The sequence below is a fragment of the Agromyces albus genome (assembly GCF_004134825.1).
In the GTDB taxonomy this organism is placed as follows: Bacteria; Actinomycetota; Actinomycetes; order Actinomycetales; family Microbacteriaceae; genus Agromyces; species Agromyces albus.
The window spans coordinates 17361-33083 of record NZ_SDPN01000009.1; the positions used below are offsets into that span (position 1 = coordinate 17361).

At 68.0% G+C, this 15723-nt stretch carries 16 protein-coding genes; 7 read left to right on the forward strand and 9 right to left on the reverse strand.

Going from position 1 to position 15723, the window contains the following annotated elements:
* Positions 1-15 precede the first annotated feature (15 nt).
* Positions 16-1062, reverse strand: a complete 1047-nt coding sequence (locus ESP51_RS06640; protein WP_129520116.1) for a hypothetical protein — start codon at positions 1060-1062, stop codon at positions 16-18.
* Positions 1063-1222: 160 nt separating this feature from the next.
* Here ESP51_RS06640 and ESP51_RS06645 point away from each other — a divergent pair, with 160 nt between their 5' ends.
* The 3 genes from ESP51_RS06645 to ESP51_RS06655 all read left to right on the forward strand — a co-directional run bounded on the left by ESP51_RS06645 (position 1223) and on the right by ESP51_RS06655 (position 5390).
* Entirely contained in the window at positions 1223-2545 is a 1323-nt protein-coding gene (locus tag ESP51_RS06645; protein WP_129520117.1) for an ATP-dependent DNA helicase, read from the forward strand.
* Positions 2546-3488: 943 nt separating this feature from the next.
* Positions 3489-4790: a serine hydrolase domain-containing protein gene (locus tag ESP51_RS06650; protein WP_129520118.1), complete on the forward strand. Its 1302-nt coding sequence runs from the start codon at positions 3489-3491 to the stop codon at positions 4788-4790.
* Between the two features lie 27 nt (positions 4791-4817).
* The gene (locus tag ESP51_RS06655) at positions 4818-5390 is read left to right on the forward strand and encodes a dihydrofolate reductase family protein (protein ID WP_129520119.1); all 573 of its coding nucleotides are present in this window, start codon (positions 4818-4820) and stop codon (positions 5388-5390) included.
* 63 nt (positions 5391-5453) lie between these two features.
* On the opposite strand, the gene ESP51_RS06660 is transcribed toward ESP51_RS06655, so the two are convergent.
* A complete protein-coding gene (locus ESP51_RS06660) occupies positions 5454-6209 on the reverse strand; it encodes a DeoR/GlpR family DNA-binding transcription regulator (protein ID WP_129520120.1) in 756 nt (251 codons plus the stop codon).
* A gap of 56 nt (positions 6210-6265) precedes the next feature.
* Between ESP51_RS06660 and ESP51_RS06665 the strand changes: the two genes are divergently transcribed.
* The 3 genes from ESP51_RS06665 to ESP51_RS06675 all read left to right on the forward strand — a co-directional run bounded on the left by ESP51_RS06665 (position 6266) and on the right by ESP51_RS06675 (position 8346).
* The gene (locus ESP51_RS06665; RefSeq protein ID WP_129520121.1) at positions 6266-6631 is read left to right on the forward strand and encodes a DUF4406 domain-containing protein; all 366 of its coding nucleotides are present in this window, start codon (positions 6266-6268) and stop codon (positions 6629-6631) included.
* Positions 6632-6974: 343 nt separating this feature from the next.
* Positions 6975-7583, forward strand: a complete 609-nt coding sequence (locus tag ESP51_RS06670; protein WP_164990440.1) for an RNA polymerase sigma factor — start codon at positions 6975-6977, stop codon at positions 7581-7583.
* A gap of 277 nt (positions 7584-7860) precedes the next feature.
* Complete coding sequence (locus ESP51_RS06675; RefSeq protein ID WP_129520123.1) at positions 7861-8346, forward strand: hypothetical protein; 486 nt, start codon at positions 7861-7863, stop codon at positions 8344-8346.
* Between the two features lie 83 nt (positions 8347-8429).
* On the opposite strand, the gene ctlX is transcribed toward ESP51_RS06675, so the two are convergent.
* On the reverse strand, positions 8430-9392 hold the full coding sequence (ctlX, locus tag ESP51_RS06680) for a citrulline utilization hydrolase CtlX (protein ID WP_206737231.1): 963 nt from the start codon (positions 9390-9392) through the stop codon (positions 8430-8432).
* A 125-nt stretch (positions 9393-9517) separates the two neighbouring features.
* Here ctlX and ESP51_RS06685 point away from each other — a divergent pair, with 125 nt between their 5' ends.
* Positions 9518-9952, forward strand: coding sequence for an Lrp/AsnC family transcriptional regulator (locus ESP51_RS06685; protein WP_129520125.1), 435 nt, complete (start codon positions 9518-9520; stop codon positions 9950-9952).
* Positions 9953-10037: 85 nt separating this feature from the next.
* Here the strand turns inward: ESP51_RS06685 and ESP51_RS06690 are convergent, their stop codons facing one another.
* From ESP51_RS06690 to ESP51_RS06715, 6 genes are all read right to left on the reverse strand, one after another.
* Complete coding sequence (locus tag ESP51_RS06690; protein WP_164990441.1) at positions 10038-10433, reverse strand: nuclear transport factor 2 family protein; 396 nt, start codon at positions 10431-10433, stop codon at positions 10038-10040.
* A complete protein-coding gene (locus ESP51_RS06695; RefSeq protein ID WP_129520126.1) occupies positions 10430-11269 on the reverse strand; it encodes a carbohydrate ABC transporter permease in 840 nt (279 codons plus the stop codon). Before ESP51_RS06695 ends, ESP51_RS06690 begins: the two co-directional genes overlap by 4 nt.
* The gene (locus ESP51_RS06700; protein WP_241843023.1) at positions 11262-12248 is read right to left on the reverse strand and encodes a carbohydrate ABC transporter permease; all 987 of its coding nucleotides are present in this window, start codon (positions 12246-12248) and stop codon (positions 11262-11264) included. Before ESP51_RS06700 ends, ESP51_RS06695 begins: the two co-directional genes overlap by 8 nt.
* Before the next feature lie 80 nt (positions 12249-12328).
* Positions 12329-13654, reverse strand: a complete 1326-nt coding sequence (locus tag ESP51_RS06705) for an ABC transporter substrate-binding protein (protein WP_129520127.1) — start codon at positions 13652-13654, stop codon at positions 12329-12331.
* A gap of 53 nt (positions 13655-13707) precedes the next feature.
* Positions 13708-14829 carry a Gfo/Idh/MocA family protein gene (locus ESP51_RS06710; RefSeq protein WP_129520128.1) on the reverse strand — a complete coding sequence of 374 codons (1122 nt, stop codon included), beginning with the start codon at positions 14827-14829 and terminating at the stop codon, positions 13708-13710.
* On the reverse strand, positions 14826-15569 hold the full coding sequence (locus ESP51_RS06715) for a sugar phosphate isomerase/epimerase family protein (RefSeq protein WP_129520129.1): 744 nt from the start codon (positions 15567-15569) through the stop codon (positions 14826-14828). The genes ESP51_RS06710 and ESP51_RS06715 overlap by 4 nt, the downstream gene beginning before the upstream one ends.
* Positions 15570-15723 lie beyond the last annotated feature (154 nt).

Below are 15723 nucleotides of genomic sequence, written 5' to 3' on the forward strand. Positions count from 1 at the left end.
CGGCGCCTGCACGCGTCATCTCAGCTGGATCGCGATGTTTCCGTCGGGCTTGATCACGGCGGTGAGGGCCAGCGTGAACGGCCGATCTTCCTCGAGGGTGTAGAAGTCACCGTCGAAGAGGGACTGCGCCTCGACGGTCATGTGTGCGACCCCTTCGGTGGGCGGCATCTCGAACGACGACTCGCCCGGCGTGAGCACCACGAGGGGTATCGAGACCAGGCTCCACTGCGGTTCGCTCACGACACGATCGTCGATCTCGATGCCGAAGGGGCAATCGGTGGGCTGCAGTACCGGTTGCTCGGCGCACGCCTGGAGGAACTCGTCGACCTTGACCTGCACGCGATCGACGAACTCGGCGGTCGGCTGGGCGTCGACGACGACCGACGTGCGTGCCGACGCCTCGGCCTGCACCGAGACGTGCGGGGCGTCGAGCAAGGTCGAGTCGTAGTGGAACTCGTACGCCGCAGGTGCCATGGCGAGGTAAGGGGTGACCTGCGTGAACGCGGCGAGCTCCTCGCCGGACTTCGCCGCCCGCGTGTCGAGCGACAGTGAGCCGACGGTGAAGAGCGGGTTGTGGGCAGCGGTCACGTCGATGACGGCGAGCGGGCTGACCGCGAACTCCCACCGATTGAGGAACCCGTAGAGCGGGTCGATGGGTCGCACGTCGAAGGTCGACTCGATGATCGCGGCCTTGAGCCGGTAGCTCGCCGTGACCGAGTGGGAGCCATCTGGGAGCGTTTCGTCGTTCACGATGCGCACGTCTTCGGGGCCGGCCTCGATGACTCCCGAGCGCAGCATGGCAGTGGAGATGTTCGCCGGCAGGCCGAGCTCTTCGAGCTCGGCCTCGTCGAGCGCGACCCCGGGAGTGGTCGACGCGGTCGCGATGTCGTCGTCGGCGATCGCCTCGAGATAGCGTTCGACGAAGCTCGAGGCGCCGTAGATCGTCTGGTTCAGACCGCCGAGGGCCGCTAGGAAGGCGCCCGCGAGGAGCACCGCGAGCCCCGCCCATGCGGCGACGGCCAGCGGTGACACCCGTCCGCCACGCACGCGAGAGCTCCCCACCCGCACAGTCTATGCGGGGTCGCAGATCGAGCCCGCGATATCCCCAGGCCCGGAGATCGCATGCCGGAGCGGGGTTACAGTGGGATCGCGCCCGCGCAAGGGCGCACTCGCCGCGCGGCGCCGACTCGCGGCATCCGCCAGCTCTTCGGAAAGAACCGTCGTGCAGAACGTGACCCTCTCCCGCGAACAGGCCGCGGTGTTCCAGGCCATCGAGGGCACCCGTGAGCACGTGTTCGTCACCGGGCGTGCGGGCACCGGCAAGTCGACGCTGCTCAACCACTTGAACTGGAACACGAACAAGCAGATCGTCATCTGCGCGCCCACCGGGGTCGCCGCGCTCAATGTCGGCGGGCAGACGATCCACTCGCTGTTCCGGCTGCCGATCGGGGTCGTCGCCGATCACGCCATCGACCAGAACGACGCGGTGCGCAAGATCCTGAACGCGATGGACACGCTCGTCATCGACGAGGTGTCGATGGTGAACGCCGACCTGATGGACGCGATGGACCGCTCGCTGCGCCAGGCGAGGCAGCGCCCCCATGAGCCGTTCGGCGGAGTACAGGTCGTGCTCTTCGGCGACCCCTACCAACTCGCCCCCGTGCCGGGCGACGGCGATGAGCGCGCCTACTTCGCTGACACCTACGAGTCGATGTGGTTCTTCGACGCGAAGGTCTGGCGCGAGGCCGACCTGAGGATCTTCGAGCTAGGCGAGATCCATCGCCAGCACGACGACGAGTTCAAGCTCATGCTGAACGCGGTGCGGCACGGCATGGTGACCGCCGAGATCGCGGGCGTGCTGAACAGCATCGGCGCGCGGCGGCCGCTGCCCGAGCACGGCGCCATCACGCTGGCGACTCGCAACGACACGGTGAACCGCATCAATGCGACCCAGCTCCACCGGTTGCCCGGCACCTCGCAGGCGAACGAGGCCGACGTGAACGGCGACTTCGGCGGCAGGGCGTTCCCCGCCGACGAGCGGCTCGAGCTGAAGATCGGCGCGCAGGTGATGTTCCTCCGCAACGACAACGCCATCGGTCCCGACGGCCAGCGCTGGGTGAACGGAACCATCGGCACCGTGACGCACCTCAAGCGCGCCGTGCGTGTGGAGATCGACGGCGACGAGCACGAGGTCGAACAGGTCACATGGGAGAAGTTCAAGTACACGTGGGATCCCACGCGCAAGAAGCTCGAGCGGCAGGTCGTCGCCGAGTTCACGCAATTCCCGCTGCGCCTCGCCTGGGCGGTCACGATCCACAAGTCGCAGGGCGCCAGCTACGACACGGCGATCGTCGACCTCGGCCAGCGCGTCTTCAGCCCCGGCCAGACCTACGTCGCCCTCAGCCGGCTGACCTCGCTCGAGGGACTGTACCTGTCGCGGCCGCTGCGCCCGAGCGACATCATCGTCGACCGCAACGTCGAGCGGTTCATGGCCGGGGCGACGCGGGAGATCGACGCCGCGTTGCGCCCCAGCGCGGGCGCTTAGAGCGTCTCCCCTACTGCATCGGCCTCGGCCGACGAGTATCGCGGCGGTCCGGGGATGGAGTCGGGAGGCATCGCTGCGTATTGTCGTAGGATGCCGTGCCCCCCGAACGGGGTGGGGCAGCGACGACGAGGCGAGGTGAGCACGTGTCCGACTGGGAGCAGCGCCACGAGCCGATGCGTCGACCCCGCGGACGTCGTGCTGCGCCGCCGGCGGCTGAGACGGTGCTTGCAGGTGGTCGACGAGCGCGGCGCGCGGCAGCCGCGACCCCGGTCGCGGCATCCGTCGAATCGCGCATCCTGGCCGCAGCTGCGTGGCTGTTCGAACGCCGCGCGCGCGTGCTGATCTCCGCCGTCTCCGTTGCGGCCGTCGCGATGATCGGTGGCGCGCTGGCGTTCATCCCCTTCGCGGGCGAACCGCGGCCCGACAGTGAGGCGGCGACGATCGTCGACACGGGCCGCCCGACGCCGATCGACCCGACGACGCCGAGCGATTCTGCGCCGGTCGTCGCGAGTCCGGGGCCGCGGCCATCGCCCGGTCCGACGAGTCCGACCAGTCCGACGGGCCCGCCCAGTCCGACACCGCGGCCCGAAGCGCCGGCGGCTCCGGTGACCGAGGCGCCCGTCGCGCCGCCGGCCGACCCAGGAGCCGCCGAGCCGCCGCAGCCTGACACCGCACCCTCCCCGAGCCCAGCCGAGACTCCGAGCGCCCCGATCCGGCCGAGGAGTGCGACGAGCCGGACTCACTCCTGGGCGCGCTCTTCGGGCCGCCGTGTCCATGACGTCGCAATCGAAGCGAGGCGGCTGAGAGCAGCAGACGGCGAGTCAGCGCGCCCGGCGGCGCTCGCCGGCGCCGGTCTGGATTCCGACGATCCGCACGCGTGCGCGACGGTTCGAATCTCCCTTCGCGAGCTAGAATCGAATCGGACACGCAGCTAGGGGGCTAGGTGGCTGACCGCCTGGGGAAACGGCGGCGATGGAGCGCTTTCGTCGCCGTCTTTGCAGCGACGCTCGCGGTCTCCGGGTGCACCGGAGGAACCGGAGACCCCGAGGCGCGGTTCGACCAGGTCGATGCGGCGCTCAGCGACGAGGTGACCGGCACGCTTGCGGCGGTGCTCGACGAGGCCGTCGCCCTCAGCGGGTCGAGCGGCGCAATCGCGGGGGTCTGGGCACCCTGGGCGGGCGAATGGTCGAGTGCGTCGGGTACCGTCGATTTCACCGACGACGCGCCTGCTGCGACATCCGACACCCGGTTCCGCATCGGCACGCTCACGACGGAGATCACCTGCACCATCCTGCTGCGGCTCGTCGACATCGGCGAGGTGGCACTCGACGATGAGGTGAGCGACTACGTCAGGTGGATACCCGACCTCGACGGCATCACCCTCGAGCAGCTCTGCCGGCACACGTCGGGGCTCGCCGACTACTACCCCTTGCTCCGCAGCCATTTCGTGTCGAACCCCGAACGCGTGTGGCCGGCGAACGAGCTCGTGTCGAACGCGCTCGCGATGAGTCGCGTCGGCGAGCCGGGCGAGCAGTGGGCGCACTCGCGCTCCGGCATCGTGTTGCTCGGCATGGCGCTCGAACGAGCGACCAACCGCTCGTGGGCCGACCTCGCGGAGCAGTACGTCTTCGACCCGCTCGAACTCGAGAGCACCGGCATCCCCGCGCCGAACGACACCGAGCACGGCGACCTGCTCGGCTCGTACTCGGCGGCGATCCTGCCCGACGGCAACGTCGACTGCGCCGTGCTCCTCGACGATTCGTCGCAATCGAGCTCGATGGGCGGCGTCGCGGCCGGCGCCGTCTCGAACCTCGAAGACATGCGAAAGCTCAGCGAGGCGTTCGCGACGGGGGTCCTCCTCGACGAGGACACCGTCCGCCGGCAATGGAGCCCGACCCCGATGGGCGCCGAGTCGCCCGCGTGGCAGGCATGGGGCCTCGGCGGCGGCCAGTACGGCTCGTTGCGCGGCACCGCCGGCGAGACCGCCGGCGCATTGACGGCGGCGTTCACCGATCCCGAGACCGGCCTCACGGTCGTGGTCGCGCTCAACAACTCCTCGTCAGGGGCCGACTTCGTGCGCGAGGTCGCGTTCGCCCTGGCATCGATCGCGTCGAAGGCCGAGGCGCAGGCCGACCGCGAGCGCCCCCTTGTCGAGCTGCCGTGGTCGATCGAGCAGGCGACCGAGAACATGCGCGCGCTCGCGAAGTGCCCGCGCGCGCCGGAAGCGGTGCCAGCCGAAGGCTGATCCGCACCGCAATGAAGGAGGCGAGTCATGGGCAAGCTCATCTGCAGCGGCATCATGTCGCTCGACGGGTACATCGCCGACGATCAAGGGGACTTCAGCTGGGCTGCACCCGACGAGGAGGTGCACACGTTCATCAACGAGCTCGAGCGGCCGGTCGGCACCTACCTGTACGGACGCCGCATGTACGAGGTGATGCGCTACTGGGAGACCGCCGACGAAGCGCCCGAGCAGGCCGAGGTCGAGCGCGAGTACACGGCGCTGTGGAAAGCCGCCGACAAGATCGTGTACTCGTCGACGCTCGATCAGGTGACCACGCCCCGCACGCGTCTCGAGCGGCAGTTCGACGCCGAGGCGCTGCAGCGGATGAAGGCCGTCTCCGAGCGTGATCTCACGATCTCGGGCCCGAACCTCGCGGCGCACGCGATCCGGGCCGGACTCGTCGACGAGTTCCGCATGTTCCTGAGCCCGGTCTTCGTCGGTGGAGGCACCCGATTCCTGCCCGACGGAGTGCACGTGCGCCTCGATCGCATCGAGGAGCGACCATTCGACAACGGGTTCGTCTTCCTGCGCTATGGCATTCGCGAGGGCAACTTCGCCTGACTGGCGACTGGTGAGCGCCGCCTTGTGAGCGTCGACCGCTGACCGGCCCGCCGACCCACTCGTTCAGATCAGCTTGGCTCCACGATCACGGAGTCCGTCAGCGAGTCGTGGATCGAGCTCGGCAGCGGGATCGACGACGATGCCCGCGGTCTCCTCGAACTCGAGCACCGGGAACGCCGACGCGACCCCGAGCTTCTCGGCGCTCGCGAGAATGTAGGACTCGGATGCCTGGGCGGCGAGGGCGCGCTTCGTGGCGGCATCGTCGAGGTCGCCGGTGGTCAGCCCGGCGTCGGGATGCACGCCGGTCACGCCCAGGAAGCAGACATCGGCCCTGACTCGCCGGATCGCCTCGGCCGCGAGCGACCCGCTCGTCACCATCGAGTGCCGCGAGAGCCGGCCGCCGATGAGCACGATCTCGACGAGCGGATGCTCCGCCAGCGCGATCGCCACGGTGGGGCTCGGCGTGATGATGGTGGCCTCGAGGTCGGCGGGCAGCAGTCTCGCCATCGCGAGGGTCGTCGTGCCGGCATCGAGGATCGCGCTCGTGCCCGGACGGATGAGCGCCAGCGCCGCGCGCGCGACCCGCTCCTTGCTCTCGGTGGCGAGCGAGAGCCGATCGCCGTACGGCCTGATCGCCGCCGAGACCGGGAGCGCCCCGCCGTACACGCGCTGGCACAGCCCGGCTTCGGCGAGGGCGCGCAGGTCGCGTCGGATGCTGTCTTCCGAGATGCCGAGGTCGGTGGCCACGTCTTTCGCGACGACGCGCCCATCGGCCGCGAGGATTGCGAGCAGGTGGTCGCGACGTTGGGCACTCAGCATCCGTACTCCTTCTCGATGTTGCACGGTTGTGCACGGTTAACGCTACGCTACCCGACATGGAAACTCCACTGCTCATCCTCATCGCTGGCCCCTATCGTTCGGGAACGAACGGCGATCCCGATGCCATCGCCCGCAACCTGGCACGACTCGAGGACGCCGCCTGGCCGATCTTCCGCCGAGGGCACGTGCCGATGATCGGCGAGTGGGTCGCGCTGCCCGTGCTCCGCGGCGTCGAGAAGATCGCACAGGCCGACGGCGGCGGCGACGTCATGTACGAGACGGCCGCGCGGTTGCTCGAGCACTGCGACGCCGTGCTGCGGCTGCCGGGGGAGTCGAACGGCGCCGACACGGATGTCGCGATCGCCCGTCGGCGCGGCATCCCCGTGTACTTCGACCTCGAGGAGATCCAGCAGCGCGCCTGAGCCGGTGGGCGACCCGCCCGAACTCAGCGGAATCCCTCCGCTTGCAGCACGGTGGCCGTGAGGGGATGACCATCCATACCCGTGCATCTATCCGTACGCCTGCTCGCCGCAGGCCTGGTCGGCCAGCGCGATCGTCGCCCTCGTGCAGGCGTTGCTGATGTTGCGACCGGTTGTGACCTTGCGGACGGCGTACCCGCTTCGGCAGCCATATTCCGTCGTCGGCATAGGTCTTGGCGAGGCCGCGATCCTTGTGGATGATCGGATCGCGTGGAGGCTCGCTGTCCTATGCTCTCTGGTCATGGCTGAAATTGAGGGCGCCCTCCCCCGCTCAAACCTCCGCCGCATGCCCTCGTCCCGTTCGGTCCCCGGCAAAGGCATCAATGCCGACGCCTTCCCCGCGGTGCTCCTTGCGGCCCAGTCGGGTGCATCGTGGGCGTGCACGAATCTGTGGGTCGACCATGCCCCAGCGGTCACCGCCTTCCTCAGGGCTCGCGGGTCGTACGAGCCCGAGGACCTGACGAGCGAGGTCTTCCTCGCCGTCTTCGACCAGCTCGACCGCTTCCGCGGAGGCGAGGCGGAGTTCCGCACGTTCGTGTTCACGATCGCGTATCGGCGGCTCGTCGACGAACTGCGCAAGCGGTCGAAGCGCGGCCACGACGTCGAGTGGAGCGACGAGCTCGACGCGCGTCGAAGCCCCAGTGCAGAGCACGAGGCGATCGAGAATCTCACGGATGCCTCGGCGCGCGCGGTGCTCGACGGGCTCCCGCCCGACCAGCGCAACGTCATGGTGCTGCGCATCGTCGCCGACCTCACCGTCGAGCAGGTTGCCGAGATCCTCGGCAAGCGTCCCGGCGCCGTGAAGGCTCTGCAGCGACGCGCGCTTCAAACACTTCGAAAAAAGTTTTCCGCAGGGCGTACCCCTACAGCGGCATCCGGCGATAGCAGGGAGTGAGATGAGAGACCACCGGATCACAGACGAAGAGGCTTCGGCCGTGCTGCGCGGGGAGACCCCCGAGGCACGCCAAGACCTCGCCGCTGTGGCAGACGCCGTTTCGATGTTCCGGCAGGCCTCTTTCGGAGCGGCCCCTCAGCCATCGGCTGAGTTGGCGCTTCGCCTCGACCTCGAGAGGGCGGAGAGGATCTCGACTTCTGCAGACGGAATGACCACATCGACTTCGGTGCTGGCGCCGGTGGCGTCGATGCCGGGAACAAGGAGAAGAAGAGTGTCTTTGAGCGCATTTGTCGGCCTCGGCCTGGCAGCGAAGATCGCAATCGGCGCGAGCGCCGCGGCAGTAGTGGGCATCACCGGCACCGGCGTGGCCGGCGCGACCGGCGTGCTGCCCACCGCCGCCCAGGAGGTCTTCAACGAGGTCACCGGGCAGGTTCCGGCCGAGGTCGTGACCGACTCGGGTGTCGACACGAAGGTCGACGTCAAGACCTCGCAAGAGGTCAAGCTCGACGCCGAGGTGCAGGCCGAGCTCGACGAGGAAGCCGCGCTGAAGGCCGCTGAAGACGCCGTTCAGAGCGGACTCGGCACGGTTGAGGAGCAGCGCCAGGCTGCGCTCGACGCTGCCGAGGAGCTGAGCCAGACCGGCGTCGAGAAGGTCGAAGAGCTGGGCCAGACCGGCCTCGAGACCGTCGAGGGAGTCGGCGGAGCCGTCGACCTCGAGGGCGACGCCGGCGTCGACGTCGGCGCTGGAGTGCAGGGCCACTGACCCGCACCTGACGCGTTTGAGAACGGACCCTCGCCGATCGGCGCGGGTCCGTTCTCGTGTGCGATCCTCGATGCCCGACGACCTCACCAACCCCGCGGAGAGTCCTCATCCATGCGGCGCAGCGATCTCGGCCGCCGATCGAGGTGGACGCCGGCGATCATGCAGCGGACGGAACCGCCGGCGAGCTCGATCGTCTCGACGTCGACGGCGAGGATGCGGCAGCTCCGCTCGATGACCTCGCGCTGTGCGGTGGTGAAGCTCGACTCCGCTCGGCGGGACATCGCGAGGATCCGCCCGCGCGACCCGCGAAGCTCTATCGCATTGCCGGCGAACTCGTGCACTTGGCCCGCGCTGAGCACGACGACCTCCCGGCCCGAGTCGGCAAGGCGCGTCGCAACCTCCTCCCGGCGCTCTGCCGGAGTGATCAGGTCGAGTCCGACGAGGGCGAAGTCGGTCGCGACGGCCATCATCACGTTCGTGTGATAGATCGGCACGCCGTGCTCGTCGACCGCGTCGAACAGCATCGGCTCGTACGCGAAGTCTGCGCAGAACCGCTCGAACGCGACCGGGTCGGCCCGGTGAGACCGCGCCACGTAGGCGACTCTGTTGACGTGGTCGAGCACCATGGCGCCGGTGCCCTCGAGGAAGATGCCATCACGCTCGAGCCTGGAGTAGTCCACCACCTCGCTGACGACGTACTCGTGCTCGAGGAACTCGATGACGTCCCACCGTCGCTCGGCTCGGCGATTCGGGGTGAACATCGGATACGTCGCGACGCGACCGTCGGGATGCGTCGAGAACCAGTTGTTCGGGAACACGCTGTCGGGGCGACTGCCGTCAGGGTCCTCGAAGAGGTGCACGCCGACGCCGGCGGTCTCGAGCGCCGCAGCCACGGCCGTCACCTCGTCATAGGCGGCGAGGGCGATCTCCTCATCGCTGCGGCCGGGGTCGAGCGACTGGAAGGCGTTGTCGACGGCCGTCTCGGGGTTCGGCCTGAACCGGTGCGGGCGGATGAGCACGACCGCGCTCGGCGCCTGAACGCTCACCGACGTGCCTCCTCTGCTCGCTGCTCTCACGGTACGAGTGCGCGATATGCAGCGGCAATGCGCTGAGTGCGTCATTTCGTCCAGTCAGATGAGCAGAAGTAAACGAGCCGCTATACAGTCTGATCATGGCTATCCCGCTCGATGATCTTGACCGGCGTCTCCTGGCGGCCTTACGTGCCGATGCCCGGGAGCCGGTCGCCAGTCTCGCCCGCAAACTCGACGTGACGAGAGCAACCGTCAACAGCCGGATCGATCGGCTCATCTCCTCTGGTGTCATCGTGGGGTTCTCCGCGGTGATCCGTGAGCAGGACGACCTCGACTCGGTGCGGGCGATCGCACTCATCGAGGTCGAGGGCCGCACCACGACCGACGTCATCCGGCACCTTCGGGGCATCCCCGAGATTCGTTCGCTGCACACGACGAACGGCAGCTGGGATCTCGTGGCGGAGATCCAGACCGACAGTCTCGGGAATTTCGACCGGGTCCTGGGCGCGATCCGGTCGATCCACGGCGTGCAGAACAGCGAGACGAGCCTGTTGCTCAGCTCCGTGATGTTGTGACGACACGCCGCTGACGCAGGCAGAGCACGAGCGTGACCGCGCACGAGAGCCGAATGAAGGGTCGCCGCAAGGGCGGAGCATCCGTCTATTGCGGTACTGGTGGCGCCGAGGCCGTGTCCAGCATCTCCTCGACTTCCAGCACCCGGCCGTCATCGTCGAAATGGAAGACGCACCAGATGTTGACCTCTGCGCCCGCGGGCACCGTCATCACGAGTCGGAGACGCGCGAGCACACGATGCGGATCGGCGAACGCTTCGACGCGGGTATGGATCTCGTAGGGCGGGCGCACCTCGAACTTGCGGGCGGTGACCCGGCGCAGGTCGTTGATGCCACGCACCTCCGATTCCTTCGAGAACGGGAACGTCTGCCGGCCGGCTGGATGCCAGAGTGACGCCCATGTCTCGAGGTCGCGGCGACGTTCGCTCTCGTAGAAGCGCTCGACGATGGCGGCGTTGCGCTCGGCCACAGCAGCGGTGCTCACTTGACCGCTCCCGCCGCGAGTCCCTGCACCAAGTGGCGTTGCACCAGTAGGAAGGCGATGAGTACCGGCAGGGAGATGACGATCGAGGCGGCCATCATCTCGTTCCAGCGCACATCGACCTGCGAGGAGAATGCCTGGAGGCCGACTGCCAGTGTTCTCGTGTCGCTCGTGGTGAGCACCGAGGCGAACAGCACCTCGCCCCAGCCGTTGAGGAACGTGAACACGCCGACCGCGACGATGCCCGGGCGGACGACCGGCAGCACGACGCGGAGGAAAGCGCCGAGTCGCGTTGTGCCGTCGATCATGGCTGCCTCCTCGAGCTCGTCGGGGATCGAGGCGAAGAATCCCATGAGCATCCAGGTGGCGAACGGCACCGAGAATGTCATGTACGTGATGATCAGCCCGGCGTAGTTGCCGTTGAGCTGGATGCCGATCGTCCGCTGGATCTGCGTGAAGATCAGATACAGCGGCAGCAGGAACAGGATGCCGGGGAACATCTGCGTCGACAGCACCAGCAGGCTGAACGAGCGCTGCCCGCGCCAGCGGAGCCGAGCGAGCGCGAACGCGGCGAGGACAGCGATGACGAGCGCGAGCGCTGTCGACAGGGTGGTGACGATGAGGCTGTTGAAGAGGTACTTGGCCAGTGGGATCGTCGACCACATCTGGATGTACGGCTCGATCGTGAACGTCTCGGGCAACCAGGTGAAGGGACCGGAGACGTCGCGGAGCGGCTTGAACGAACTCACCAGGACCACATAGAGCGGCAGCAGCACGATGCCCGTGATGACGGTGAGCACCACCGCCCGGACGGCTTTGAACGACAGCGTCTCACGCACGGCGGATCCTCTCCTTCGGCATGACGAGTCGGATGTAGATCAACGAGACCACGAACAACAGCACGAGAAGCATGGTGCTGACCGCGCCTCCGAGCCCGAAGTTCCAGGTTCCGAATGAGAACTGGTAGATCAGCGGTGAGATGAGCAGGCTCTCGCTGGGTGCGCTCGGTCCGAACAGCACGAAGGGCACCGTGAACTGGTTGAAGGTGGCGAGGAACATGAGCAGCAACATCACGACATTCGATGCGCGGATCATCGGCAGGGTCACGTCGAAGAACTGCCGGATCCTGCCCGCTCCGTCGAGGGAGGCGGCCTCGTAGACGTCCTCCGGCACAGTCTGGAGCGCAGCGAGCTGCAGCAAGAAGGCGAACGGCCACGTGGTCCAGATCGAGGCGATCACGAGCACGACGAAGGCGTTCGAGCCGATGAGCCAGAACGGGCGGTCGGCGAAGAGATGCAGGTCGTCGACGAGGATCTTGTTGATGATGCCGTCACGCTGGTTGAACATGAAGGCGAAGGCGATGGCGCTGACGAAGACCGGGAGCGCGTAAGGCAGCAGGTACAACGTGCGAAGCACTGCTCGCCCGCGAAAGCGTGCGTTGAGGAAGTACGCGGCTGCGGTGCCGAGAGCCCACGAGAACCCGAGCACGAGCACGGTGTACACGGCGGTACGGCCCAGTGTGCCGAAGAACTGGGAGCCGATCGCCGTGGTCGGGTTGAGGCCGTTCAGGAAGTTGGTGAAGCCGATGAAGTCGGCATTGATCCAATTCCGGATCGACAGCTGGTTCAGCGAGAGGAACGCGATCCAGATGCCGAGCCCCATGGGGATGATGTGGATGAACAGCTCAGCGATGAGCGCGGGAAGCACGAGGACGTAGGGCAGGACGTTCCGCCGCCGGCGGCGGCGTGTTGGCTGGTTCCCCTTGGCGGGCGGCCCAGCCGGGGTGGACGGGCGCGCCTCTTGGATGAGGGTTGACACGATTCCTCCAGGGTTGCGATGGATGGGGATGATGATGGTCGGGGCGTGCAGGCGGTCTCCGCACGCCCCGGCCAGGTTGCTCAACCCGCGGCGATGAGCTGCGTGTTCGCCTGTTCGAGGACCTCACGGATCGCGGCCTCGCTCAGGGGGCCTTCGAGAGCGGCCCGCGCGAACAGCTGCTTCATGGCGTCGCCGATGAGCGTCTCGGCCTGCCCGGTCTTCGAGTTCAGCGGGAACGTGTCGGCGTGGTTCGCCAGGATGTCGGAGTAGATCTCGAATGCCTCGGTCTTCTCCACTGCGCCGGAGTCGTAGGCCTCCGCGTTGGTCGGCAGCAGCTCGAGCTCGTTCCAGAAGTCGGCCTGGGTCTCGACATCGGTGAGGTAGCGCATGAGCTCCAGTGCAGCCTCTTCGTGCTTCGTCTCGGCGAAGACCCCGATGTTGACGCCTGCGATATGCGTCTGGATCGGGTCGCCGATCAGCGGCTCGATGACCGGGATGTAACCGGGGGCGTAGTCCTCGAAGCCGGCGTCACGGAAGGCGGGCACGGGGTTGGCGCCCCAGATCATCGCAACGCGACCGTCGATGAACTCCTGGTACATATCCTGCGACTGGGTGGATTCCACATCGGCGGTCGACACGATGCCCTCAGCCGCCATGAGGTCGGTCAGGGACTTTGCGGCCTCGACGATGCCGTCAGCGTCGAGTGTGGGCTCGCCGTCCTTGTCGAACATCTCTCCGCCGTACTGCCGCCCGAAGGCGAAGATCGTGTGGGAGAGCTCCTGTGCGGAGCCCGCGGGGTAGCCGAGTCCCCATTGGTCGATGCTGCCGTCGCCATCGGTGTCGATGGTGAGCTGCTTGGCGACCTCTACGAAGGAGTCCAAGTCGGCGGGCGGCTCGGTGAGACCCGCCTCGGCGAACATCGCCGGGTTGTACCAGAGGTTGGTGACGCCGTTGACCATGGGGAGGAAGGACGGACCGCCCTCGGCGTCGCCACCGGCTGCCGCGATCGAGGCGGGCACGAACTTGTCCGCGCCGCCGATCGCGTCCATGCGGGTGCCGTCGAGCTGCAGGAAGGCGCCAGTGTCGGCGAGCGTCTGGGTCCACGTGGTGCCGACGCTCATGACATCGGGCCCCTCGCCGCTCGAGACGGCGCCGAGGACCTTGTTGTAGTAGTCGGCCCAGGTGTTGACCTCGAACTCGACCTTGATACCGGTCTCCTCGGTGAACCGCTCGAGGATCGGGGTGAGGATCTCCTCGTCGCGCTGGATCGAGGATGCGAGGTTCGTCGCCCACCAGGTGATGGTGACGTCCTCGTCGTCCGACGGCGCGGCGGTGCACGACGTGAGGGCGGTGACGCCGAGTGCCGCGGTTGCGAGGAGGGCGATGGCCCTGCGGTGCTGCTTCATGATCTCTCCTTTGGGGGCATGCAGTGGTGGTGCGGGTGGGACAGGTGGCACGATCAGCGTTCCGACGGAACCGCCGTTGCCAGCAGACCGGCGTCCCAGCCGGCCGGCAGCGGCTCCGGCGAGTGGCAGCGGCTGTGGACCTCGACCGACCGACCCCTGCTCGCGGCCTGGTCGATGGCGAGCATCGTCTCGAGCACGTGGAACGCGAGGTCACTGCCGACGCGCAGCGGCTCGAGCCCGCGGAGGTGTCGGGCGAGATTGACGAGCCCGCCTGGGCGTCCGGCACCCGAACTCCCCAGTGGCACATCCCTCCACTCGGTGCTCCCTGCGGCCATGACCGCTGAGGGCCCTTCGTGGAGGTTGGGGTCGGGAGTTCTCAGGGTGCCCCGGGTCCCGAGGATCTCGAGGCCGCCGCCGCGATGGGAGGCGGAGTCGAAAGTGAGCAGTACGGTACCCGCGATGCCCGAGGCGAACTCGAGGATGGCGGTGGTGAGCGAGGGCACTTCGACCGGGAACTCGGTGCCGGCGAGAGGGCCGCTGCCGATCGTCCGCGTGGGCGACTTGGCGGTGCCGACCGCCCGCACACGGCTCACGGGCCCGAGGGCCACGATCATCGCGGTGAGGTAGTACGGACCGATGTCCAGCAGCGGGCCGCCGCCGTGCGCGTAGAGGAACTGCGGGCGCGGATGCCACGACTCGGGTCCGGCGAGCACCGCTTGGCATCGCGCGAAGACCGCCTCGCCTACGGCGCCATCACGCAAGAGACGCAGCGCGTCCTGGAACCCGTTCCAGAGATGCGCGTCCGGAGCGCAGCCGATGACGAGTCCGGCGCGCTCGGCGACCGCGAGCACGGCACGCGCTTCGTCGAGGTCGGTGCCGAGTGGCTTCTCGCTGAACACGTGCTTGCCGTGTTCGAGGGCGGCGCGGGTGATGGCCAGGTGCGAAGCGGGCGAGGTGAGGTTCAGCACGAGGTCGACATCCCGAGCCTCCAGCACCGAGGCGACGTCGCCGTGCCGCAGGATGCCATAGCGATCGGCGCACTCCTCGGCGCGGTCCGGGTTCCGGTCGCCGACCGCGACCACCTCGAGGTCCTCGTGCCCGCCGAGATCCGGGAGGTACAGGCGGGTCACGTCGCCGGCGCCGATCACGCCGATCCGGATGCGCTGGTTGCTCATCGATCAAGTCCCTTCGATTCGAGCCAGGTTCGGCTGGCAACGACGGCCTCCATGGCGTCGCCCTGATACATGTCGAGCGAGAGCACCGCCACAGCATCCGCAGGGGCGGCGGCGAGGAACCCTTCGACGTCGAGCTCACCGCGGCCGAGCGCCGTCTGCTCGGTGTTGAGCCCGCGGCGCGGTCCGTCCTTGATGTGCACGGCGGGCACACGGTCGCCGAGGTCTCGAACCAGGGCGATCGGATCGGCACCGGCGACGGCCGCCCAATTGATGTCGACCTGGACCCCGATCGACGGATCGAGGCGCTGGAGCAGTGCGTGCACGGCAGGTTGATCGCCGATCCGGGTGCGCAGCTCGTCATCATGGTGGTGAACGGCGACTCGCAGTCCCAAGGGCTCGAGTTGTCGGGCTGCCCGCTGCAGGATCGCGGCGGTTGCGTCGAGCGCGGAGTCGTCGGCCCACCGGTGCGCCGGGAACATGTGTTGGATCACCGTCTGGGCGCCGAGGCGGAGTGCTGCATCCGCGACGACGCCGAGGTCTTCGGTGTCGAGCTCGGCGTGCACGGTCGGCACGGTGAGGCCGGTGCCGACCAGTGCGTCGGCGACGGCGTCGACGGTGTGCACGAGGCCGAACGCCTCCACGCTCGGATAGCCGGCGTCGGCGATCCTCGCGATGACCGGTCCGAATCCGTCGCGAGCGATGTCGTCGCGGAGGCTCCAGAGCTGGATCGATGTGTGCATTCCGCCCGCCTTCCCCGCGACATTGGTGTCGCGGCTGGGTCGAGAGTATGAACGTCGAGCATGCGCCTTCAACGCCCCACTTCCGCCCGCATCCGGCGCAATTCGTGCCGATGCGGGGCGTTCCGGCCGTGACAGACTTGCGACGTGGATGCGC